The 22,507-nt window shown below is 42.0% G+C and carries 21 protein-coding genes; 7 read left to right on the forward strand and 14 right to left on the reverse strand.

The genetic code is table 11. The features are described from left to right. Position 1 precedes the first annotated feature (1 nt). Together B3H30_RS15440 and B3H30_RS15445 are read right to left on the reverse strand one after the other, a co-directional pair. A complete protein-coding gene (locus B3H30_RS15440) occupies positions 2-1,390 on the reverse strand; it encodes a TolC family protein (RefSeq protein ID WP_070561176.1) in 1,389 nt (462 codons plus the stop codon). A gap of 79 nt (positions 1,391-1,469) precedes the next feature. Continuing rightward, positions 1,470-1,838, reverse strand: a complete 369-nt coding sequence (locus tag B3H30_RS15445) for a hypothetical protein (RefSeq protein WP_139144874.1) — start codon at positions 1,836-1,838, stop codon at positions 1,470-1,472. Between the two features lie 254 nt (positions 1,839-2,092). On the opposite strand from B3H30_RS15445, the gene B3H30_RS15450 reads away from it, so the two are divergent. After that, positions 2,093-3,577: a DHA2 family efflux MFS transporter permease subunit gene (locus B3H30_RS15450; RefSeq protein ID WP_217493505.1), complete on the forward strand. Its 1,485-nt coding sequence runs from the start codon at positions 2,093-2,095 to the stop codon at positions 3,575-3,577. A gap of 144 nt (positions 3,578-3,721) precedes the next feature. Here B3H30_RS15450 and B3H30_RS15455 read toward each other — a convergent pair whose 3' ends face one another. Then, positions 3,722-4,702: an Rpn family recombination-promoting nuclease/putative transposase gene (locus B3H30_RS15455; protein WP_070561178.1), complete on the reverse strand. Its 981-nt coding sequence runs from the start codon at positions 4,700-4,702 to the stop codon at positions 3,722-3,724. A gap of 581 nt (positions 4,703-5,283) precedes the next feature. Between B3H30_RS15455 and B3H30_RS15460 the strand changes: the two genes are divergently transcribed. Beyond that, complete coding sequence (locus B3H30_RS15460) at positions 5,284-6,219, forward strand: 1-phosphofructokinase family hexose kinase (protein WP_070561179.1); 936 nt, start codon at positions 5,284-5,286, stop codon at positions 6,217-6,219. Positions 6,220-6,397: 178 nt separating this feature from the next. Here the strand turns inward: B3H30_RS15460 and B3H30_RS15465 are convergent, their stop codons facing one another. From B3H30_RS15465 to B3H30_RS15500, 8 genes are all read right to left on the reverse strand, one after another. After that, the gene (locus tag B3H30_RS15465; RefSeq protein WP_070561180.1) at positions 6,398-7,477 is read right to left on the reverse strand and encodes a DUF6624 domain-containing protein; all 1,080 of its coding nucleotides are present in this window, start codon (positions 7,475-7,477) and stop codon (positions 6,398-6,400) included. 317 nt (positions 7,478-7,794) lie between these two features. Then, positions 7,795-7,983 (reverse strand): hypothetical protein, encoded by a 189-nt coding sequence (locus tag B3H30_RS15470; protein WP_139144875.1) that lies wholly within the window; start codon positions 7,981-7,983, stop codon positions 7,795-7,797. Further along, the gene (locus tag B3H30_RS15475) at positions 7,952-8,266 is read right to left on the reverse strand and encodes a hypothetical protein (protein WP_070561181.1); all 315 of its coding nucleotides are present in this window, start codon (positions 8,264-8,266) and stop codon (positions 7,952-7,954) included. Before B3H30_RS15475 ends, B3H30_RS15470 begins: the two co-directional genes overlap by 32 nt. A gap of 46 nt (positions 8,267-8,312) precedes the next feature. Beyond that, positions 8,313-8,756 carry a DUF5675 family protein gene (locus tag B3H30_RS15480; RefSeq protein WP_070561182.1) on the reverse strand — a complete coding sequence of 148 codons (444 nt, stop codon included), beginning with the start codon at positions 8,754-8,756 and terminating at the stop codon, positions 8,313-8,315. A gap of 14 nt (positions 8,757-8,770) precedes the next feature. Continuing rightward, positions 8,771-9,325: a DUF6266 family protein gene (locus B3H30_RS15485; RefSeq protein WP_070561183.1), complete on the reverse strand. Its 555-nt coding sequence runs from the start codon at positions 9,323-9,325 to the stop codon at positions 8,771-8,773. A 70-nt stretch (positions 9,326-9,395) separates the two neighbouring features. Then, positions 9,396-10,040, reverse strand: a complete 645-nt coding sequence (locus B3H30_RS15490) for a DUF6266 family protein (protein ID WP_070561184.1) — start codon at positions 10,038-10,040, stop codon at positions 9,396-9,398. A 420-nt stretch (positions 10,041-10,460) separates the two neighbouring features. Next, complete coding sequence (locus tag B3H30_RS15495; protein ID WP_070561185.1) at positions 10,461-10,844, reverse strand: hypothetical protein; 384 nt, start codon at positions 10,842-10,844, stop codon at positions 10,461-10,463. Between the two features lie 100 nt (positions 10,845-10,944). Further along, positions 10,945-11,967: a hypothetical protein gene (locus B3H30_RS15500; RefSeq protein ID WP_115049132.1), complete on the reverse strand. Its 1,023-nt coding sequence runs from the start codon at positions 11,965-11,967 to the stop codon at positions 10,945-10,947. A 190-nt stretch (positions 11,968-12,157) separates the two neighbouring features. Here B3H30_RS15500 and B3H30_RS15505 point away from each other — a divergent pair, with 190 nt between their 5' ends. The 4 genes from B3H30_RS15505 to B3H30_RS15520 all read left to right on the forward strand — a co-directional run bounded on the left by B3H30_RS15505 (position 12,158) and on the right by B3H30_RS15520 (position 15,350). Continuing rightward, positions 12,158-12,544: a hypothetical protein gene (locus tag B3H30_RS15505; protein ID WP_070561187.1), complete on the forward strand. Its 387-nt coding sequence runs from the start codon at positions 12,158-12,160 to the stop codon at positions 12,542-12,544. An 85-nt stretch (positions 12,545-12,629) separates the two neighbouring features. Further along, positions 12,630-13,637, forward strand: coding sequence for a helix-turn-helix domain-containing protein (locus B3H30_RS15510; RefSeq protein ID WP_070561188.1), 1,008 nt, complete (start codon positions 12,630-12,632; stop codon positions 13,635-13,637). Between the two features lie 34 nt (positions 13,638-13,671). Continuing rightward, positions 13,672-14,346 (forward strand): hypothetical protein, encoded by a 675-nt coding sequence (locus B3H30_RS15515; RefSeq protein ID WP_286775235.1) that lies wholly within the window; start codon positions 13,672-13,674, stop codon positions 14,344-14,346. Positions 14,347-14,981: 635 nt separating this feature from the next. Beyond that, complete coding sequence (locus B3H30_RS15520) at positions 14,982-15,350, forward strand: hypothetical protein (protein WP_070561190.1); 369 nt, start codon at positions 14,982-14,984, stop codon at positions 15,348-15,350. Positions 15,351-15,405: 55 nt separating this feature from the next. On the opposite strand, the gene B3H30_RS15525 is transcribed toward B3H30_RS15520, so the two are convergent. Genes B3H30_RS15525 through B3H30_RS15535 form a run of 3 tightly spaced genes read right to left on the reverse strand, consistent with a single transcriptional unit; the run spans position 15,406 to position 21,320 of the window. Then, complete coding sequence (locus B3H30_RS15525) at positions 15,406-16,761, reverse strand: RagB/SusD family nutrient uptake outer membrane protein (protein ID WP_115049140.1); 1,356 nt, start codon at positions 16,759-16,761, stop codon at positions 15,406-15,408. A 6-nt stretch (positions 16,762-16,767) separates the two neighbouring features. Continuing rightward, on the reverse strand, positions 16,768-19,914 hold the full coding sequence (locus tag B3H30_RS15530; protein ID WP_070561192.1) for a SusC/RagA family TonB-linked outer membrane protein: 3,147 nt from the start codon (positions 19,912-19,914) through the stop codon (positions 16,768-16,770). After that, entirely contained in the window at positions 19,911-21,320 is a 1,410-nt protein-coding gene (locus B3H30_RS15535) for a peroxiredoxin family protein (protein ID WP_115049142.1), read from the reverse strand. The genes B3H30_RS15530 and B3H30_RS15535 overlap by 4 nt, the downstream gene beginning before the upstream one ends. A 580-nt stretch (positions 21,321-21,900) precedes the next feature. On the opposite strand from B3H30_RS15535, the gene B3H30_RS15540 reads away from it, so the two are divergent. Further along, a complete protein-coding gene (locus B3H30_RS15540) occupies positions 21,901-22,419 on the forward strand; it encodes a hypothetical protein (RefSeq protein ID WP_115049144.1) in 519 nt (172 codons plus the stop codon). The last annotated feature ends 88 nt before the right edge of the window (positions 22,420-22,507 follow it).

Below are 22,507 nucleotides of genomic sequence, written 5' to 3' on the forward strand. Positions count from 1 at the left end.
ATTAATTAAAAAGTTGAAGAAAGCCATCGACATTGTTTTGTGCCACCACCTGATGGAACAATGCCAGATAATAATTATACTTAGCGGTGATATAATCGCGCTCTGCCTGATTGAGCATATTTTGGGCAACGTTGACCTCCACAATATCAATCAGCCCGTTTTTGTATAAGGAAAACTTCTGACGGTAGGCGGCATTTGCAGCCTTGGTCTGACGCGGAATTTCCTTGAGCCGTCTTTCAGCAGTTTCCACTTCCGTGGCAGACTGTGCAATATTCATGGCGATGTTGGCCTGTTGTTCCTGTAGCTTTTGACCGGCCTCGTCCACCATAAGACGCTGTGTATGGAGTTTTACTTTTTTGCGGCGCAGGTCAAACAGGTTGTAGTTAATCCCCATACCGACGAGGTAATTACCCCTTTGCAGGCCAAAGCCATCGGCTAGTGAACCATAACTGTTATCACTATGTACACTGGATGCCCTCCCCCAGACGGCGCCCGAGAGGAACAGCTTAGGTCGGTAACTATTGGCGACCAGCTTTTCTTCCATCTTGGTCTTGTCAAACAATGCATTATAGTAGGCTACGAGTGGATGCTGACGGCCACCATCCAGTTCAATGGGGGCATTCTTTACCTGCTCGAAAAGAATCTTTTCGGCAGTGGTGTCCGCTATAATCTGCGCTGGCGACATACCCGCCAAAGTAGCCAGTTGAATTTGCAATTGCTGCTGTTGGTTATCCAGTTCGATAAGACCAAGCTGGCTCCGCGATATTTCAGCATCCGCCATACTGGTATCCACACCGGCCGTGATACCACTTTTGACCAGCGCAAATATCGACTGACGTATTTCCTGATTACGGGCTATACTCCGCGATTGGATTTCGATTAGGTCATGCAATTTCAACAATTGCAGATAACTGTAGATGGTGAAGGACTGCAGGTCATACTTAGACTGTTCAAAACGACGGTTCTCCACGGCCACCTCCGCCTGCGCGAGCTGGTCCTGGGCCTTGAATTGACCAAAATTATAGACCTCCCATTGGAAAGCAGCAATGCCAAGATTACTGCTCACAGCCTGATAATTATTATTGGCACGGATACCACCATTATTGGTCGGTACCAAGCCAAATCCGAAGTAAGGCCCCGGTACATTATTATTGGAACCGACATCTGCCTGATACGACAGCTGGAGGCTCGGCAGACGGTTGTTTTTGACTTCGGCTGCTCGGGCCTGCTGCACCTGCGTACGCACGTAGTCGGTACGTAAGGAGGGCGCATGCTGCGTTACCGAAGACAACAGCTGATTGAGTTTGATAGGCACATGGTTCTCCTGGCCATAGCTAAAGAAGCTACAGCAGAGCAGCACATGCCCCATAAGGACAAGTTTCTGAAACATATAAAAAAGCTTATTTTAAAATAAATGAATGTCTGTAGCCCCATTGGACTCATTCAATACGATTAAAATCGCTTTTTTATCATAAAGTCAGTTGGAGATTACGCAGGTATAGCCGCTCGAGCGGAAATAAGGCCTTGGACAGCAAGTTACCAATCGAAAACACGCTGGAATTCGGAAAGAACCTGTTGAAAAAGTGGGTAATGAAAAACTCCCTTACTTTGGCGGTAAAGTGACGAAGTGGAGAGAGCGTCAGACAGACACTATCTTTGACATCAACCCAATCCAGGTATTCTTGTTTCCGTTTACTAAAAGCCTTGATTACGGTGATAAACTCATTCTCGCTCTGTGCCTTTGCCTGATGATAAAGTGAAAATCCGATCAAAGGCTTCACGATCAACAGCATCGCACTTATCAGTAAGAGAAATTGAAATATGACTCGTCTTAACATAGGTTGTATGATATCTAATGTACAGCATTTTGATTTGCGTACACTACAAATATAAACAATGGCGCAGTAGACTAATGTAACATTGACGTAGCGAAAGCTTTTGTAAACATCATGTTGCAATCACACTTTTTCCTGCAAAGATCAACCGCTAGCGCTCTCCTAGCCTTAGCCCGCAACATCATCCTCGTCCACATCTTTCGATTCTCCGGAAAATACATAAGCAGCCAGATTCGTCTATATTTAATTGCCTTTAAATGACTTTTCTTTTTTTGGATAGGTTTACTTTTGTCGCAAATGTATCCCGTTCGGGATTGAAGAAGAGCAAAATGAAGAAAGAATCACGCATCATATCGCTCATTGTAGGTGGCACACTGCTTATGGAGATGCTCGACACCACAGCGATATCCACGGCCTTACCCAAAATGGCACACGATTTTGAGCGTAATGTGGTACAGCTCAGTGCCGGTATTACTTCGTATACGGTTATGTTAGCTGTATTTATTCCAATCAGCGGCTGGATTGCCGACCGCTACGGCGCAAAAAAGGTTTTCAATACGGCAATTATGGGGTTCATACTTTCTTCAATCGCATGTGGACTGAGTACCAACTTAACTTCCTTTGTTATAGCGCGAATCTGCCAGGGTACTGCAGGCGCACTGATGGTACCGGTCGGCCGTCTCATTGTGCTCAAGCATACCGCAAAGAAAGATCTGGTCGATGCGATCGGTTATATTGCCTGGGCCGGATTATTGGGCCCTATAATTGGTCCCGTATTGGGCGGATTTTTTACGACCTATTTTAGCTGGCACTGGATTTTCTTTATTAATGTACCCGTCGGTGTATTTGCACTGTGGGCAGTCAATAAATTTATTCCAGCGATGGAATCTGAAAATCGACGACCACTTGACCTTATCGGTTTTTTTATCAGTGGGATCGGCCTTGCCGGCATTATGCTGGGTACTGAAATGATCGGTGCAGCCAAAGGAGATTATACCAAACCCATTGTTACTATCGTTGCTAGCTTTGCGCTAATGGCCGTTTCAATCTGGCACTCCAAGCGGATCAAGTATCCATTGATAGATTATAGTGTCCTCAAAATAAAAACGTTCAGGGTTACGGTCTATTCTGGATCGATCACCCGTATGGTGATCAATGTTGCTCCGTTTATCCTGCCGCTTATGTTACAGTTGGGTTTTGGACTGAGCCCATTTCACGCAGGCCTCCTCTATATGGCCAACATGCTGGGCAGTATGAGCATGAAGCCCGTAGCCATATGGATCACCAGAAGATTTGACTTCCGTAAAGTATTAATCGGGAATGGTATTATTTTAACATTGTTTACGGCCGGACTTTCCCTGCTTTCAATACAAACACCGATTTGGCTTGTAGCCATTGTATTCTTTTTCTCTGGACTTACACGGTCGCTTCAATTTACGAGCCTTAACACCTTGGCCTATGCAGACATACCAAATGAGCAGATGAGCAATGCAAATACGCTCTATAATACGGCACAACAAATGGCACTTGGTATGGGGATCGCCTTAGGAGCGGTAACCCTCCACCTAGCAAGCAGTTATTATCAGGATACTGTTTATCAGATGCGGGATTTCAGTCTGGCATTGCAGTTAATTGCGGCCTTGTCCCTACTATCCTTAATTGAATATTTCAAAATTAAACCAAGTGACGGAGCCAATTTAAGGGGCTTGCCTTCACAAAAAGAAGTGCAGAAGGCCGCTTAGTCCTTTAAATTTTAGTTAGGCACTTCGGAGTGAAGGCAAAACTGTTTGCCGGAAAAGCTCCAGCAAATACAGGTTTAGTTAGTGCAAAAACAGCTGCTCAAAAATCTGAACAGCTGTTTGCTATGTTTGTATAATTGGGAATAATTACTTTTTGTCTCTGGCTAGATCTGCCCGTACTTTCTGTACAAAATCAAGCGAAACCTTCGCAACACGCACGATAACATCATCAGTAAGCTTAAGTTCGGTAATCAAATTTTCCACTACCTCATAGCCTTTTGCCTCAGCGCCCTGTTCCAGTCCTTGTTCAACACCTTGTTTAATGCCTTGTTTAATGCCTTGTTCAACACCTTGTTCAATGCCTTGTTCAATGCCTTTTTGAATAGCCTCATTAAGCTGTTGCTCCTGATATTGGCGCACCGCTTCAGCATCCCATTTACGTTTTAGACTTACATCATACATTGCTCGTTCCTCCTTATTCAACTTTGCGTATTCCGCTATTTTAAATAATTTTTCAAATATAGGCTTCTTCAGATAGACCGGTATCTTGTTCAGCTTGGACATATTACGTAAAACATAAAGCCAACGATCAAGATCAGTTTCTAATTCCGCCTCTACTTTTGTAAAGTTACGCAATTGAACGTAAATAAACCCCAACTCTTCATAAAAAACTCGACCTGTCTTCCTGTTACACAAGCAAATATCGTGAATAACAGCGCTGGATTCATCCGCCTGTGAAAAAGTAAATCCATCCATAAGTACAACGATATACACTTCGGTTATCGCATAATTCCACGCTCGCCGTTTTCCTTTGGGAGCCTGATCCGCAATAAGCTTACTGCTGTAGTAAAGCATGCGTTTTTTCAAATTTATCTGTGCAGTACGCTGTACTTCAATCACAAACTTCTCTCCATTTTCAGCTGTACAGATCAGGTCAAAGATCACGGTCCCGATCTCCTCGCTATCCCCTACATGTTCATTCTTTTCGTACAATAAATCGACAATACTTTTCCGTCCACGGAATAACTCATTCAATAGGGAAATCAGTAAATCCTTATTGGGTTCGGATCCAAAAATGCGCTTAAATGCATAGTCTGAAACTAGATCTATATAAACGGGCTCGTTCATAAATATAATAATTGGTTGTTGACTGTAAATTTCGAAAAAAGAATTTAATAAAACTAATATTTTTAGTAATAAATACAGATTCCCGAAGACCTACCGTCAACGACTATGCAAAGGCTGTATTGATAACTTCCGTTATATTTAGGTTGCCAGTGATGACATCCCCATTGGGCGTCCGGTTAATAATAACTAGTACCACACGGTTATCAGGAAGGCCATTGAGTTGTGTGGTGAGTCACCTGCGGCAGATCATGAAGCAAGCGGACAAGTCCGCAAAAGCATTTTTTACCGCCTTGCAGCGCAATCTCAAAAAGATCCTCGAGCTACGCGATACCTTTAGAAGTGGAAAACGCGCATAGTCGACTTACAGAAACGCCTTGGGAAGACCACTGTCTCAGCGAAGACCTCGTCTACCAACAGGAATGATTCAAATAACGGGGTAAGCAATGTTGACGAAACCGAAAGCACGTAGGGTATTTTGCGCTGTACACTGTCAATAATAATTATTAGCTTTATTTAAATTATGCTGTGATGCATTTCAACAATGCACTATTTATCTCTGAATAGCTTTATAACTTAGACAAATGGCAAAATCTATTTTAACAATAACCCTGAACCCATCCGTAGACAAGAGTACCAGTGTACAACATATCGTTCCTGAAAAGAAATTACGTTGTGAAGCACCTGTATATGAGCCTGGTGGCGGAGGAATTAATGTATCTCGGGCCTTGAAAAGACTTGGTTTGGATTCAACAGCTCTTTTTACATCCGGTGGAAGGACAGGCAGTTTACTCGAAAGCTTATTGAGACTGGAAGATATTGCTATAGATCCTATTCGGGTGAATGGCGAGACCCGCGAAAACTTTATCGTGGTTGACAGCGCAACCAATCAGCAATATCGATTCGGTTTTCCAGGCGAACAAGTTGAATCCAACGAGCTGGACGGGATTAGGAATTCAATTGAGGAACTCCCGGATATTCCGGATTTTGTCGTTATCAGCGGCAGTATGCCCGCTGGTATGCCGCCCGAGTTTATACGATCACTGATCAATAACTACAAATCGAAGGGCAGTAAAATACTAATTGATACCTCTGGCGATGCACTTCGCCTCGCACTGGATGAAGGTGTCTATTTAATCAAACCGAATGCCGGCGAGCTTGCTGCTCTTGTGGGAAAAGAGGAATTGGGGCATTCCGATCTGGATATGGCCGCCCAGCAGCTAATTTCGGAGGGTAAAGCAACTCTAATCGTGGTCTCGCTAGGTGCTCAAGGCGCTATATTATATTCAAAAACAGAAAAAATCCAGCTGCCTTCCCCAGTGGTAAAAGTACGTAGTACTGTGGGCGCAGGTGATAGTATGGTCGCCGGCATGGTGTCTGTTTTAGCCCAAGAGGGCGATCTGGAGCATGTCCTTCAAATGGGAATCGCATGTGGCTCGGCGACGACGATGGTGCAGGGAACCGGACTGTTCGGTAAGAAAGATGTCGATCGGCTGTTTTCGGAAATTAAAAGAAGGTAAAAATTGAGGATTTTGCCTTACAAATGAAGATGTTGCCTTACAAAAAGGCGCACAATCCTGTGCACCTTTTTGTTCTACTCATCTTTTCCGTTTACCCGGTTTGGCTAGTAGACCAGTCTTTAAATATTAAATGATAAAATACCATTTGCAAGCCATAAAAACACGGAGACAATATCAATTATTTATTATGATATTTTAATAGATCTTTTTCATACCTTTCTAGACTCCAAATAATCTTCCATCTCTTAAGATATTCTTTCATTGGCGGTAAGCCAATCTTGGATCTGAACTCATCGACTTTAGTAGGCTCCTGAATTGGCAATACATAGTATGCAGAACCCGATTTGCCAACTTGTGTACCATATTTCTGATTATCATTGCGCTGTAAAAGATATCGGTCCTGGAATAACGCATAATCGGTGGCTCTTATTTCTCCTTTCGAAACGGCTCTTTCCACCATATCGATATACTTTTGTTTAATATCTAAAGGCGCGTGCTGAAGCACAAGGAAAACTGTATTGATTCCCCTCTGAGATACCTTTTCTGCTCCCAGCCAGCCGTAGCTATCTAACAGTAAAGAAATTCGATTCTGATTTTCTGAATCGTTTTTAGACATTTCACCATAAAGCTTTTTCATTTCCAAACTATCATCTGCCTTTACATTTAAAAGTTTCATTCTGGGGAGCTGATCGTTTTCATAAATAGTATCTAAGATGTGAATAAGCTTTTTGTCAAGAGACTCATAATTATTAGACTGGATAGAATCATTGAAGTAATAATTTGCCTTTATCTTACTCTTTAAGTTTTCCCATCTTGGAATATTTTCTAACTTTTTAAATGCACTATCTGCCTCTATTTCTATGTAACTACTATATCCGACTTTAACTAATTTATTAAATTGATTCTCAACAGAATCTAAATTTCCTATTAAAGCCCATAATCTTCCCGCTTCATATCTATCTTGAACAAGCCCTTTATCACCATTTTCGGCAAATGCGCGCTCAAGCATAGTTACTGCCTCTTTATATTTATTAGTACTCCTATAAATTCTAGCGCTATCTATCAGTTTTTGATAGCGTTCAGGGAGCACCTGACTGAAACTGTTAGAACTAGATAATATCAAGAGGAAGAAAATAAAAAAAATATTGTATCCTTTGATTTTTGTTATGCAATTATGCTGCTTCGTCATCATTCCAACTTGCTGTATATGGGTCATAGAAACACTTTTTTGATTTTTCTGAATAGTCTTCATCTTCATGACCGCAGTCCATTTGGTCGAATTTTATAATCGGGAAACGCATTTAGTTTAAATTATTACACACGAAATGTGTTTAAAAAATTACAAATAATAAATCAAAGCTGAAATTTTTTTTAAAAATTCAAATAGCTTACATTATATTTCTTGAAACATAAAATAATAAATACCATCCACTAACACTTTCTGTATCGTAAATTGTCGATGAATTGAGCTGCCGAAAGATGTCGATAGGCTGTTTTCGGAAATTAAGAGAAGATAAAAATTGAAGATGTTGCCTTACAAAAAGGCACACGATCCTGTGCGCCTTTTTGTTCAACTCATTTTTTGCGTTTACCCATCTTCGCCAGTAGCCTACTTGTTGCGAAACTGACCAAGGTACCTAGTGCAGCTGTCAGGGCGGTTTGCAGCACATCGCCCAGGGAAATACTGGCCCAGATGGAGCAGATGGTACCACCAATAGCCGAGACGCGGATATCATTCACTTTCATCCATCGCGCTCCTTTCACCTGTAGTTTCGGCTCCGTTTTTAGCGGACATGTTATCTCCAACGCCCTCCGAAGTAAACTTATCGCTTTCCAATTCAGAAGCCGGCTTCTTACCGTTCTCTTCCACCGAAGCATCCTTATCGTCCACCTCCGGCTGCGGCTTAGCCTCATCCAATACGGTTTCCACGATGCCCAGCCCCAAGGCTAGGTATTTTAATACATTCCCTACCTTTCCCGGTAGCTTAACAGGTGCCGCCAGCAACAGCTGTAACACCTGTCCTATTTTGCTAAAGATTTTTTTCATGATTATTCTATTTAATGGAGTTCACTTGCCCTGTATCGGGCGACGCTCACTCGACCTGTACTTCGACCAGTCCCTGCAGCATTAGTTCGACCACTAGCGGATAGAACTTTTTGTAGGCGACACCCGAGGCTAACAGGCGATAATCACCATCCTCCAGTACATATTGCGCGCCTACCAGGATGCAGCCCGCAGTCTCTTTGTAGCTGTTTCCTTTGTGGAAGTAGACATAGCTAAAATTCGGAATATCAAGCATCTCTAACATCCCGCGATGCATTTTTGGGTAAGCGTCGTAGTAACGGCCATTCATTGCCCCCTCGCGGTTAAAACCCAGCGGATAATGCCCGACAGGTATGGCAGTCTCGCCCCTAATCTTCACGGGGCGCGGAATATTCTCCAGACCGTAGCAGACAAATTGATTGTTCAGGTAGATCTCGGACAGCGTGCTATGCTTGCCCTGTTTTGTACGAAGTACTTTTATCGTTGATTTCATACGCAAGATTTAAATTAGAAAAGACCGAGGTACTGACTTCTGGAGTACAGGTTTTCGTCACGATCATGTAGGAACAGGTACAGGTGCACCGGCCGATCATGCAGGATGGATGGCAGCTCGATCGTCATTTGGAGATCCTTGCGCAGCACCTGTTGTTCATTGATGGCTGCCTGCTCGCCAATAATATCATAAGCACAGAGTATGACCTGGTCATCCCATTGGTTATAATCTTTGATGTTGGATTCGGTTACATCCCAGCTCAGCTGAATCGTATTTGACGTACGTACACAGGTATTCACCGCGAGCGGAGACAGCATGCCATTGCTTATTTTTGCGAGAGCGGGCACTACCTCAAAATCCGGATATTCCCCCTGTATCACATTCGTCAGCGTATGCGACATGGCGCGGCCAAAAGCCGCCTGCACCGTGCACTTGCTATGGGCAAAACCTTTGCGGATGAGCGGGTACAGCGGATTCAAAAACCGGCGTGCCAGCCGAAAACGCTCCTGCGCAGCCTCCCTACGTGTCGGATCTGTAACCTGCTTTTTAAACTCAGAAATCACCAGCATGTCTTATCGTTTTGTGTTCAAAAATCAGGAGGAGCCACATGCTCCTCCCGTTCAATTAATCCTTCAGTGGCTAAGCCAGGTCAAATTCGCCCAAATACGTACTTTTGGATACCTTTTCGGCCTTGCGGTCGGTAAAGAAGATCCAGACATGCCCCTTGCCACCGAGCAGGTGGGCCGGGATCTGGATGTCTATCGTACCGGCAGCACGGGTGGGCGGTGTAGGTGCCGTCATAAATTCATCCTTTTCGGGTGAATAGACCAAGATAATGACCTGATCATCGGCCTTGGTCTTGTACAGGCTGTTGAGGATGGTATCCCAGTAGATAGAAAGAATTCCATTATCCACAGCAGCCTCCATGCCGCCGCCGTTGAGGTAAGAGCCCGTACTGATTTCGATCTTGCTGTAATCCAAGCTAAAGTTTGGATAAGTACCGCTTACCGCCTGTGCGATGTTGAGCTGCAGTGCCACGTTTGTGGGCGTCATCTTTTCGGTTTTGGAAAGCCCAAACCCCACCTGCAGGATCGGCGTGATCGGCATCAGAAATTTGGAGATTTTCAGGAAACGGTCCTGTTGGATCAGCTGTTCTTCGGACATCCCTTTCGTCCGCTTTTTGGGCAGGCCTTTGAGGTAGTTGATGGATTTCCAGGACGAAGCTATCACAGCGCCCACTTTACCACTTGCTCTTCCGATTACACCATTGTTGATTGTTGCCATGTTGTTATTTTTTTTAAAAAGTTAAACCCCATAAAGCTTTCATTTATACCGGTATGTATTGCTTTACTTCGACAAACATACCACATCACATAGCCCCTTGTCAATAGCATAAAACAGGTTGGCGGAGACTCGTCGGCGGCAGCCCGTCTTTTGTCGGCGTGTTGTCGGAGGCAATCGGGCATATTCCAGGTACACCGCCGTCTGGCACTTCAAAAACTACGGGTTTGAGCAGCAGTCTCGGGCCTTTGCTTCGCACCTGATTCGTACCTGCTTCGGATCAGCAATAGATCTTGTACAGATACTGACCAGACCTTCACCAGTCTCCGAACAGGGAAATACTGTTCAGCAACGGATTAACAGTGGCTGCTTTTACATGCAGCCCCGAAGACAATACGAAGCAGGTACGAATAGTGTAGGGATTTAAGGCATTTGCCGCGGCCATTTTTTATATTCGGCCACATACAGCTGCACCACATCTTTTTTGAGAAAGAGATCCGCATTACCCTCTTTATAGGTGGCTTTGAGCAGGCCTTTGGCGATACGGCGCTCGATGGTGCGCACACTTTTGCTCAAAAAATAGGCGACTTCGTGGATGGTCATTGTACCGGTCAGCTTGTGGAGCTCCGTATACTGCTGTTCTTGCAGCAGGTCGAGGATACGGTCCAGCTTGGCCGCTAAGGGCGTATATCCGATGCCTGACTTTAATTGAAAAGAATAGTGGATTTTAAGGTGAATAGCTGTCGCATTGGACACAAAACGGGGGGTGATATCCTGTTGATCAGGAGATCCTTTTACAAAAAACATAAACGGGTAAGGTTAGCTCGACTAACCGCCGAAATCCAGCGCAGCAGCAGACCTGTTGTCTACTGCGCTCGGTCTATCTAAGTTTATAAAGTGGGATGATTCAATTGAGCCGAATAAGGTTATCCCATCCCTCATGCTCCAGGTTATTGACGTTATCCAAAAAATCCTTTAGTTTTTTTTCTTTGCGCATCCATTCAGTTATCTGCAGCAGGTTGCTGATTTCCAATTCCGTCATATTCAACTTGAGGCTGTCAAACACTTCCTTACGAAACTCCAGGTAAGTGGCATTTGGCAATATCGGTTGACGGACGAGCATCATATTTACCCTACAGGTTTTATTGATGCGGAAATACCATTTATCAAGCCCCAACCTTTCTAGCTCCTGCATGAAATGATGGGCTTCCAAACGGATACCATTGATCAGGACGACTTCTTTTTTTCTTTTTTGGGAAAAATAAAAGGGCACATCAAACATACGTACAGCATCCATCTGCAAGGTATTTAAATTGAATGGCGAATCTTTATGCAGCACATCATAGAGTGATCCGATTACGATAGTCCTATCCAATGCACTTGGAGGTGCTATAGTTCCCGCTCTATCTGTTGTGTTTTCCTGCGACATGACCTCTTTCCCTAACAAAGCCATCACATTTTCAGTTGTTAGCCACCATAATTCGCCGTTACGAAAAACATAGATCACGTAGGCTATAAAGCCTAGACCAATAAAAGGCATATAATGCAGCAGATAGCTTCTTAACAAGCTGTACGTATCTTCGCTGCGGACAGAAGCGAAACAATAGATAATGAAGAGATAAATCGATAGAATCGATATAGTTGTAACAAGAATTGCACAGCAGAGCTGACCTTTGGGTATACTCTTGGTCATGACCCTCCCCTTGCTCATGAGTATCAAATCAGGGTACCGCTTCTGCCAATAAGTCCCAAAGGCTTCAAGAAACATCTGCGTGAACACGACCGCAACACCAATCGCAATTGCAAATGCCACTGTCCACATCCAATAGGTCTGTGTCCAAAATCGATTCAGGTAAATACCGTGATTTCCGATTAAATTAAAAAGCATGGAGATGAGTAAACTCTCCACCGTTAGTTTTAATACTTTCATATGTTATGTCAAGCTCTCTTAAATGGCTCAGGTTTATACTGGTTTACAGAACCAATTTACTAAATAAAATCAAATATTAAGCAAAATTTAATCACCCAAAAGAAGATTATCCTCCAAAATACCGGAGGTTAGGACAGGTCGGTTGCTAATTTGATCTATTTAAATAAATATTTGCAAAAATACAATTTGAATGAAAGAGAACTTCGACAATGCAGGTGTGGCGCAAAAAGTAGCCACGCTTCTTGCGCTACCCTTAGCGGAGCGCGCGCTAGAGATGCAACTTCTTAAAGACGATTTTGCAGCCTGGATGGAACACAATTTTGACTTGAAGCCCCATCAGGTGGAGCAGCTCTATGATTTTTCACCTGGATTTCGGAAACAACTTGGCACGGCTATCAGCAATTATCTCATGCAGGGCAACGTACTTCAATTTCAAAAAGAAGACAAGGGAGATGATGATGATCCAGAATTTAAGGAGCTTATGGTTCACGGCCTCGATGAATGGCAGGATGGTGTGGCGACAATGATGTTCACTCCCCTGTTTATCCGGATTTCCTACACCGGTCCGCAGCAGTAATCCAACCCTACGTTATCCAAAAACCATTTCCCCCGATCATACCGAAATCCTGACCGGGGGGATTTTTATTGACCTATACACCATTATGAAAACAGCACTACAGATCGATATCGCACAAGTATTTGACCAGCCGATCAGTCCGAGAACTGATACGCTCAAGCCAAGCATAAGCATGTCCAATGCGGACTATCAACATTACGAAAACCAACATGGGCAAGCCTGCCTGCAGCAGTTTGACGGCATGCTCGGCTACATCAATATATTGGATCTGCACCTGCCTGCGGATATTGTCATTCCGATGCAAGTCACAGCGTCGGATATCCATATCTTTTACCTCTTGACAGAAGATCGTGCTATTCAGATCAGGGATGTCCAGAAGCGGATCAGTTACAGCATCTCTTGCAATCGCGGCCGCTACTTTTACTTAACCAGAAGTGACTATGAAATCCATGTTCCTGCCGGAAGGTATACCCTCATTAACTTTTATTTCCGCGGCAGCATTTTCCGCGATGGCAATGAGCGTCCCTTCCAGTTTCTTCACGCCTTGATCCATGCCTATCGAAAACACGATCCGAATTCGTGGTGTAGCATTGATTTCCGTGCCGGCACCAGGACCATTTCATTGCTAAAAACCATTGCGTCAAAAATCAAGAAAGGCGACCTCGATAGTGAGGTCAATATCCTCTGGGGTATCAAGAAACTGATCCAGCTATCGAAGGAAAAGATCTTTGAAGAATATGACAAGATTTCGGAATCCCAAATCAAATCCAAAGAAGCCCATGCAGCTATTAAGCAGGCAGTAGCCGAGCTTGGCCAGGATTTTAAACTGGAAGATATTGCCTGGCAGTTCGGGATCAGTATGGACTATCTGCATCAGCTTATCCAACTTTATTACGGACAGAGTCCCCAAAAGCTGAAGGTAGAATTTATGCTGGATCTCGCCAAGAAATATATTGTAGACGGAATGCCTACCGATGCAATCGCCTATGAACTGGGCTATGCTTCACCGAGCAGTTTTGCCCGCTTTTTTAAAAAGAAAACGGGCATGACGGCTACGGAGTTTTTTAAGCGGAATAACCAAGACTATTTATAAATTTATTATTAAATTAACCTAATGACCTAAAAACATGAAAGAAATCATTCAAAAAATCGGAAAATTTTTCAGCGCGGTCGGAAAACTTTTTATCGCTGAGCCAGCTGACAAAAGCAAGATTATTGCGAGAAAAGTCTGTGGAAAATATAGAGCCTGGAAATATGGCCCGCTACGTATTTGTATCGAGATGGCCGCCTCCTATTTCCCTGAAAATTATCAGCTTGATGAAGAGGTACTCAAGGCAGCAAATGCTGCTGGCAATATTTATTCTCCAAAGGCTATGCTTTATTACCTTTTGTCCCATGCAAGGAAGATAGCAGCACCGCGGCAGCCATTGCCCATTAAAACGAGCTATAGCTATGTGGCATGGCAGATGATCAATCTATCAAAAGTGGATATCGTCACAACCCTCACCAAACACCCCCGTTTAATAGAAATCCGTGAGGAAACGCTGGAACTGTCTGCTGCGAAAGCCGAGATACTGATCTTGAGCAGCGGTGGTGATTATTTTGAAGTAAACCATCTTCTTTCGAAGATTGACCTGACAAATAAATATGTCATTATCTGTTCTGTTTTTGAAGAAGCCTTTATACGCGATCATATTCTTTATCGAGTAGATCGGAAAATTACGCCAAATTTTAAAAGCGAAAACGAATATCTGGCATTCATTGACGAGATTATCCGAGAAGCCACCACAATACACCTTTGAAATTTTAACCATCCCCTTCCGAGGGGATTTTTTTATTGCTCTACCTTTTCATTATTCCAAACCTGTATATACCCGACTCCAGATTCGGTCAAGTCCAGCTGCTCTTTACTGGCGAACTTTGGTATAAGTTAACGACGAAAACGTTAACCGGATAAAACGAAGAAATAATAAAAGTCAAGTGGGCAGGCCATGATAAGGAGGCGCCGCTGCCAACAGACAAATGGATCAGGTAATACAAGTTGTATGAACAAAATGCACCCTATATTGAACATAATGACGGCTCTTTTCCGTTGCATCGGAAAGCTATACTCGTCCCTGAGGACGCAGGTATATCCGCTGATTATGCCCAAGAGTTTGGTCTGTAGACTGGTCAAAGACAAGCTTCAGCTGGACACTTTACCGCATCGGATTGCCTTCGCCCAGAAGAGAGTTGTACAGCGAAGGTCGCGCAACCGTAAAGGGGCACTGTTCACGGAAATCCCGGATGGCTCTCAGGGCTCATCTGGGAACAGGCAGGCTGCGTATCGGGATGCAAAGCCAGCCAGCGAGGTCTGCTAAAAGACACCCCACAACATAAAATTAATCAAAGTTTTTTGAGGCAACCTTTTTTTGATCGGATAAAAAAGACCACAACCATGATTTCAAAAAAGATCATTAAAAGAAGTCTAATTACCGTTGGCTCGGCATTGACTTTAGTACTAGGTATCGCATTCGCGGTGAATGCAATGGAAAAGAAGGATAGTTTTATTGAGGAGCAACCTGCAACTCAAACATACTACTATCAACTAAACAGTACAACTCCTGCGGATGTTAATAACCGCAATAATTATGCATTGACCAAACCTGGCAACGGACAGGTGGAATGCGGTAACGGAATATATATCTGTGAAATTCAAGATACTCCACACCCATCCGACGCTACAAAACCGGCCATGTCATTGGGTAATGTGACCGATAATCCTGATGATTACGAAGCTGCCGAAAGACCGGCATTTTCAAATTAATGGGATAGTTTTTAAGGAGGGACAGCTCGGCTGCCCCTCCTTTTAGTGACACACTTTATCTTGGGTTTTGGGGCATGCCTGTCAGTTCAATGATCTCAGCAGGTAATGGTAACGCATATCTGTTATCATTTCTCTTAAGCAAAAACTCGCTGTCACCTAACTTGCGAACAGGAATAATCACCCCATCATCAATCTTATTTAAACGTTTGATATCCCCCCATCGGGAATCCCGCATGATAAATTCCTTTCGTCTCTCATCCAAAACTAGTTTTAAGGCGCTCTCCTGCGACATTGAGGCAAGCGGCGGGCTATAAGTCTCATCGTAACGATGACGTTGGAAAATTTCAAGAAATCGCAGTCCTTCCTCTGTTTTATTCAGGCGTATCAGTCCTTCCGACAGATTGAGGTAAGCATCCGCTACTGTAAGTCCCATAAAAAGCCCTCGGGAACCGACGTAAGACCCCTTGAAATTATACGATCCATCTTTATTTCTTTCAAAAAACAGCTTCTTTCTAAGATCATGTATGTCATATGAAGAATATAATAGTGTATCAATTTTACAATAGGACTTTCCAAGCATGTTATAGATTCCTCCTCCGGCCACTATATAAACGATTTCGTCATCAAAACCAAAAAACGGATATCTGGCTTCCTGCGAATACTCTTTATAATCTTTAAGTTTGCTATCGATTTCAAGTGCTTTCTGTGCATACAGAATTGATTGATCAAATTCAGCTCGTGCCTGATAAATCCATGAAAGTAGGACATAAGCTGATATCCTTGACGGTAAGTGCATATTATCTGATTTCAGCGGCAATAAACTTTCCGCTTCATGTAGATCCTGTAATATCTGTTGATAACATGCCTCTACTGTTCCCCTTTCGGAAGGTATATTAAAGTCATCATTCAGTCTTAATGGGATGCCAAGATCAGTTTTAGAAGCGTCTTTATCATATGCATTAGAGAAGAGTGAAAGCAATTTATAATGACCAAATGCCCTGAAGAATAATGCCCTTCCCCTAAGCTCCATTGCACGCCCCTTTATTTTCTTCTCAGAAGCGATCTTATCCAATTTGGCTAATACATGATTGCTGTAATATATGCTCTTATAATAATCCAGCCAAGGATTGAGGTAAAACTGGTAGAAGATTTCTCCTCCCCATGTATATAACTGTCTTTCGTGCTGATCAAATGCTTCCCAGCTAGATTTGTCGAGGTAATAATTATCAGCAGAAGCCTCGCCAAGTCCCATGCTATAATAATTCATGATCTTAGTATTGTTCAATAGCGCATCAAGGTCTTCGAGGCTATTGGCTTCTTTTAGACTGGCATCAGGTTTTTCATCCAAGAAATTTTTACATGAAACCTGAAGGATGATCAATAGATATAAAAAATAGTTGAGCGTTTTCATTTTTTTCTAATTATAAGTCAAATTAATGCCTAGAGAAATCTGTTTCTTAGGCCTGAATTGTGAAAGGTAATCGGGATCAATTCCTTTATTGTTTTTTCTCCAAATAATTCCAAGATTAGTGGCATTGCAGAATAGCCTTCCGGAAACAATTTTATTGATCCTGAATTTATATCCTACAGAAAGATTTTGTAAACGTACATGGCTTGCATCTTCAACTAAAACGGAAGAACTTTGATAGAAAGAGCTACGCTCGGTATCAACAGGGTAAATAAAAGAAGGTATATCTGTTTTGGATTCGTCACCACTCACTTTCCATCTACGGTCAAAATCCCCGCTACCATCGCCTAATCCACCCATGGCAACCAATTCATTATATCCTACTGGAGTCCGTCTAAGTACATGTCCTAATTTATATAGAAAACTGGCGGAGACATCAACGTTTCCTAGCGACATACCGGGGTTAAAATAACCCGAATAGCGCGGAACCACAGTACCTTTGTATTCGAGTACAGATTTATCCTGCAGTTTGATGTTTGGATAATCGATCGAACGCTGACCATCCAGTTCCCCGACAGGATTTCCGTTGGCGTCTAGCCCATTCCACTTATATGCGAGAATAGAATATACCGGATAGCCTACCTGTCCCGTTACTGAAGTACCATAACTTAGAAACTCATAAGCATAATTGCCCTCATAATAATAATCGGTTACTTTATCAGTATTGAAATTGATCATAAGCTGGGGCGTAAAGAAAACACGATTTCCAAATGGAATATTTCCATTAAGCTTTAGGTCAACACCATTGCCTTTCATTGCGGCAATGTTCCGAAGTACACCCTTGTTTGGTATAGCCGTATAATCCACGGGATATCTGCCAAAAAGGTCAGTTCCCCATTTTTTGTAATAGTCAAGAGAACCATTGATCTTACCCGATATAAATGAAAAATCAATTCCAGTATTCCATATTGTATTTTTTTCCCACCTTAGATCAGGGTTGCTGTACTGGGAAATAATAGCCTGCGGCAAGTTGGTATAGCGGTCCGGGCTTGTGTAGCGAATAGTTGTAATGGCTGAGCGCGATTGATCCACATTTCCACTGATACCATATGATCCGCGTAAGCTCAGCGCATCTATCCATGCAATCTTAAAGAAACGCTCTTCCGAAAGATTCCATTTGTAGCCGATAGACCATAGCGGTTGCCACCTTTCATTCGTTTTTACACCGAATAGATTTGAAGCGTCCCGCCTAACACTCCCTGTCAGGACATACCTACCGTTATAAGAAACCGATGCATTTGCATATTGAGATCTTGAACGGTTTATTTTAAGGCTCTTATTATCTAAATATGGAACATAAATGGTCGATTTATCAATAAAGTGAGTGTATGGGTTCCGGTAATCTACTTTTGAAACAGTATACGTGTCGGGATCAAATCCATAGAATCTGTATTGCGCACTCTCGGCATTTGACTGTCTCCACTCCGTTCCCAGTAAAGCTGTAAACAACAAACCCCGCCACCTCTTTTCATAGTTAACACCAAATCTCACATTATGCGTCTTTTGTATCTGATCAGACTGATCCAGAATACCGCCAGTAGGAATTGCCGATGTTACAGTTCGTTTGGCATAGTCTACCATAGCATAGGAATTGATTAGATTTCTGACCATGTAACTATCCTCATCATAACGTTGCTTATCCCGGGTGGATACAAACTGAAAACCATAGTTCCCCTGCAGATTCAGGCCCTTCAAGAGTTTGATATCAGCTGTCACATTTGCCAGCACCATATTTGATGCAAGTATAGAATGCTTTTTTTTGTATTCTATCAGCGGGTATTCGAACCAATCATTTAAGAGCCCTTGCCCTACAGTGTCAAGATATCCTACCCTATTTTTAGCTTGTCTAATTGGATTGCCATCTTTGTCTGCAAGCATGAGGTATGGTCTACCGTTTGATGGACTATAAGCAGTTCTTCCTTCTTGAAATTTATTGTCTACATATTGAAGGTCAGTTGAAAGCCTGATTTTTGGATGCAGTTCAATCTCAATAAAAGTCCTTATTAAATTCTTCTTCAGCTTTTCATCCAGTGTGCCGGTATTGTTGTCCATTCGTGCAGAAAATTGGTAACGCAAGTTCCTGCTACCACCTTCAATACTTAAGTTGTGATATTGGTTGACAGCCGTTCTGTACATATACTTACTATAATCGTCCCTGACATCAAGTTTTCTGTAGTTCGCTATAGCCTGCTCATGATCCTTTCGATCTCCTATCCCATCTCTAATGGCTATTAAATGCTCTACTACAGGCGAAAAATAAGGCATGTTGAAGGAATTTTGATTATCATAACGGCCTTTTTCAAACAGGAAGTTTTCGAGATCGACAACACCCGAAGAAGAAATTCGATTCAAGGAATAAAGGTCCGGTTTTTCCTGTATCTGCACACCGCCTGCTATTGTGACCCGATTCGGTGAATTGTATTTCCCTTTTTTCGTCGTGATTACTATAACCCCATTACCTGCACGGGTGCCCCAAATAGCCGATGCAGCAGCATCTTTTAATATTGTGATATCGTCGATATCTTCCGGATTGATCCAGTTCGGATCACCTTCGTAGGGAAAATTATCGAGCACGATGAGGGGAAGGTTTGTATTATTTATACTGCTCAATCCACGGATAGTCATCGACCGTTTGCTGTCACCCGTCTTATCGAATAGGATCGGTGAATTGCCTTCTAACTTCTGAAATATATTGCTGCCGTACACATCCCTGCTTCGTTGGAGATCTATTTTATCGACTGCGCCTGAGGATATACGCTGATTTATTTTCTGATATCCTGTATTAATTGTAACTGTTTCGAGCATATTATCTTTGCTGGCCAAAGTGACGGACCTGTCTTTAAGCAGCTGACTCAATGCAATTGTAACAGTTTTGTATCTGATATGCGTAAAGGTCAAGCTATCCATATTAAACTTGTTCAGAAGAAAAGATCCTTCATGGTCAGTTTTTGCGACAAAATCTCGTCCTTTGACATTTACCTCTTCCAGCGGATTAAAGCTATCCATGTCGGTGATCTTTATCTTTATTACCTGAGCCTGGCCGTTCACCATCTTTATAAAAATGAAAAGCAAGAATATTAAGTAAGTCGTTTTCATAAGCTTCTCCTTTCTGTTACCTCTATAATTGATTGTTTAGCGCGCTGATTTTTGATTTTCAGCCCATATTTAGACAATATGTCCTGTAAATATTCCTCGTCCCTTATCTTATGGAGATCTATAGAAATCCGGTCCTGTTTATCGATTAAATCACTGGACAAATAGATTGGCACCCTCCGCATATCCTTTTGTTGGTAGTTCAGCGACTTCAGTAGTTCCTCAATCGTCACATTGCCTGCTGGCCTATATAACTTTTTATTTCCTTTTGGATATATCAGTTTGGTTTCAACTTCTTTCTCAACGACTGCAAGGTCATATCCATTTGTATTGAGCAGTGCGATCAATGCATTCCACTTTAATTCCTTTTTTGGGATGTTCAATGGGGCGATAGATTCTAAGCCAGCACCATATTTGGTCAACCATACAGTGTAAGGAAATTTTTGTTGATCTTCGAAGCCGAAGTAGTCGAACTGATCTTCATTACTTATCTTTAAAAAGATCCTATTATGCCAATAAACATCAAGGAGCTTGTACATTGCAAACAACAGACTATGGTTTGTTAGGTAGAGCCTTTGTATGCTATCAGTCTTTTTATAAGATCCAAACGCTGAAAGTCCGCTTATAGGCCCCATTATAACGGTCCGGGATTTTATAGCATCCTTAATTCTACTGTTTTTTTGGTCCAGGATGACTTTGGTTTTATCAAAATTAAGGATATCGCTCTTTGCAAGATATTCTTCATATTTACCTCCTTTCAATTTTTGGACATTTTCAGGTAACAATATTTCAGAGTGGGCAATAGTCAAAACTTTCCCCTGTTGGATGACTACGACGTGCGGAATTATCCTATATGGAAAATAAGCGCTGAGCACTGTATCGCCAATTATTGTTGGAAAGTTAAGCTTAAACCTTCCGTTGAACTTGGTGACTTCTTCCTTGTCCTGATAAGTGACACCGAGGAATGCTATATCTGCATCAGTATACGCATCTGTTTTAACATACTTTTGTATTGATCCAATACAGGCACCACACCATGTAGCCCAGAAGTCCAGAATGATCAGTTTTCTATTTTTGAGTTCATTAAGAGTTACTGTATTCTTATTGGATCTGTTGTACATAGCGTTTAAGGATGCAGTCCAAAATCCATCCGGAACTGTATCACCTATTTTCAGTGGTTTGATTATTTTCAGCCCATCAGCCCCGCTGTCCCTGCGGGGCGTCTGAGCCGATAAACTAAACATATGAAATACAGTAGCAATTACTAAAAGAGTCCTTATGGTTAATAGTTCTCTTAAGCTATATGCTTTATTTTCAATACACGTAGGTCGCGCATTTATTAAATTTACATACTGGGTTGCCTGTTTTGAACAGGCAATACCGATCCCAGTCCTTATAAAATTGTTCATTTTAAGGTTTTAAAAATGGTCATAATTTTTCCCTTTCCTCGCGGAGACGCTGGATCAGGTCATTAGAATAACTCGTAAAAATGTTCCGATATAGTAGTCTCTAATTGGTTACAAAGCAGATGATATATTTACAATGACACTTTTTCGGATGGTCAAAATGACCTCTAGCCTTATACGGCTAAGGGGGATTGGGATTAATCGAATGTTTGTTTTTAATAATCATAACTCGTTATTGGTTAAACGAGTCTTGTATCAGGAGGTAGCTTGATAAATATAGGGCTACATGCTGTGGCTACAAATTAAGTTTCTGACGCCTAACGTAACACAGACTAACAGTAGCCCCATATCTATCTTATCAAGCAAATATAATAAAAGCTTTTATATAAGAATAGACATGGGTATTCATAACTACTGCCTTGCGTTACGGCGTCAGAAAATGTAGCCGCAAGACTCTTTGTTTTAAATACCTAAGTTCTTTCCGAAAGCATCTGCTCTCTTCCTATACAAAGATAATAAACAAATCACAAAAAAAGAATTAAATGTCACTTTTTGTAACTCGATAGTACTCCATATTTGACTTATGACCAGTATAAATAGAAAAGTAATTACTGAAAATATCCTGAAGCTAATTGACAGTAATGGTATTGAAGATAGTGATTTTGCAAATCTTATTGAGAAATCAACTAGAACTCTATCTAGAATAAGAAAGGGGCAATCTTTATTTAATATAGATGCAATTAATGTGGCAAGCTCATTTTTTGACAAATCGTTAATAGAACTTAATAAACAATACATAGTGATTGAAGCTGATTCTCGTAATAAGTTAAAACACATCCATAAGAATAATGTTGCGTATTCTAGCTTGCTAGAAAAACGACCAAGCATCACTTATGCGATAACCTATCACCTATTGAATAACAAAGAGTTTTGTTCAACAGGTATGATAGTCGATAAAATCAAAAAGCTTTTTGATTCTTTGGGATGGAATTATTCTAGCTCATATATATCTAGTTCCATGAGGAGAAACAGTAAATACATTGCTGTCGCTGGTACTGCGATAGTTGATGGCAATGAAGTAAATGTCTATAAATCTAAATAATTTTGTTCTTTTGAAATCTCTAAAATGTTTAAGTGTTTTGGGCGTAGCATTAGCTATCTTGGGATTAACATTAAAGAAAAAAGGAATT

The sequence above is a fragment of the Sphingobacterium sp. UBA7038 genome (genome assembly GCF_002494055.1).
In the GTDB taxonomy this organism is placed as follows: domain Bacteria; phylum Bacteroidota; class Bacteroidia; order Sphingobacteriales; family Sphingobacteriaceae; genus Sphingobacterium; species Sphingobacterium multivorum.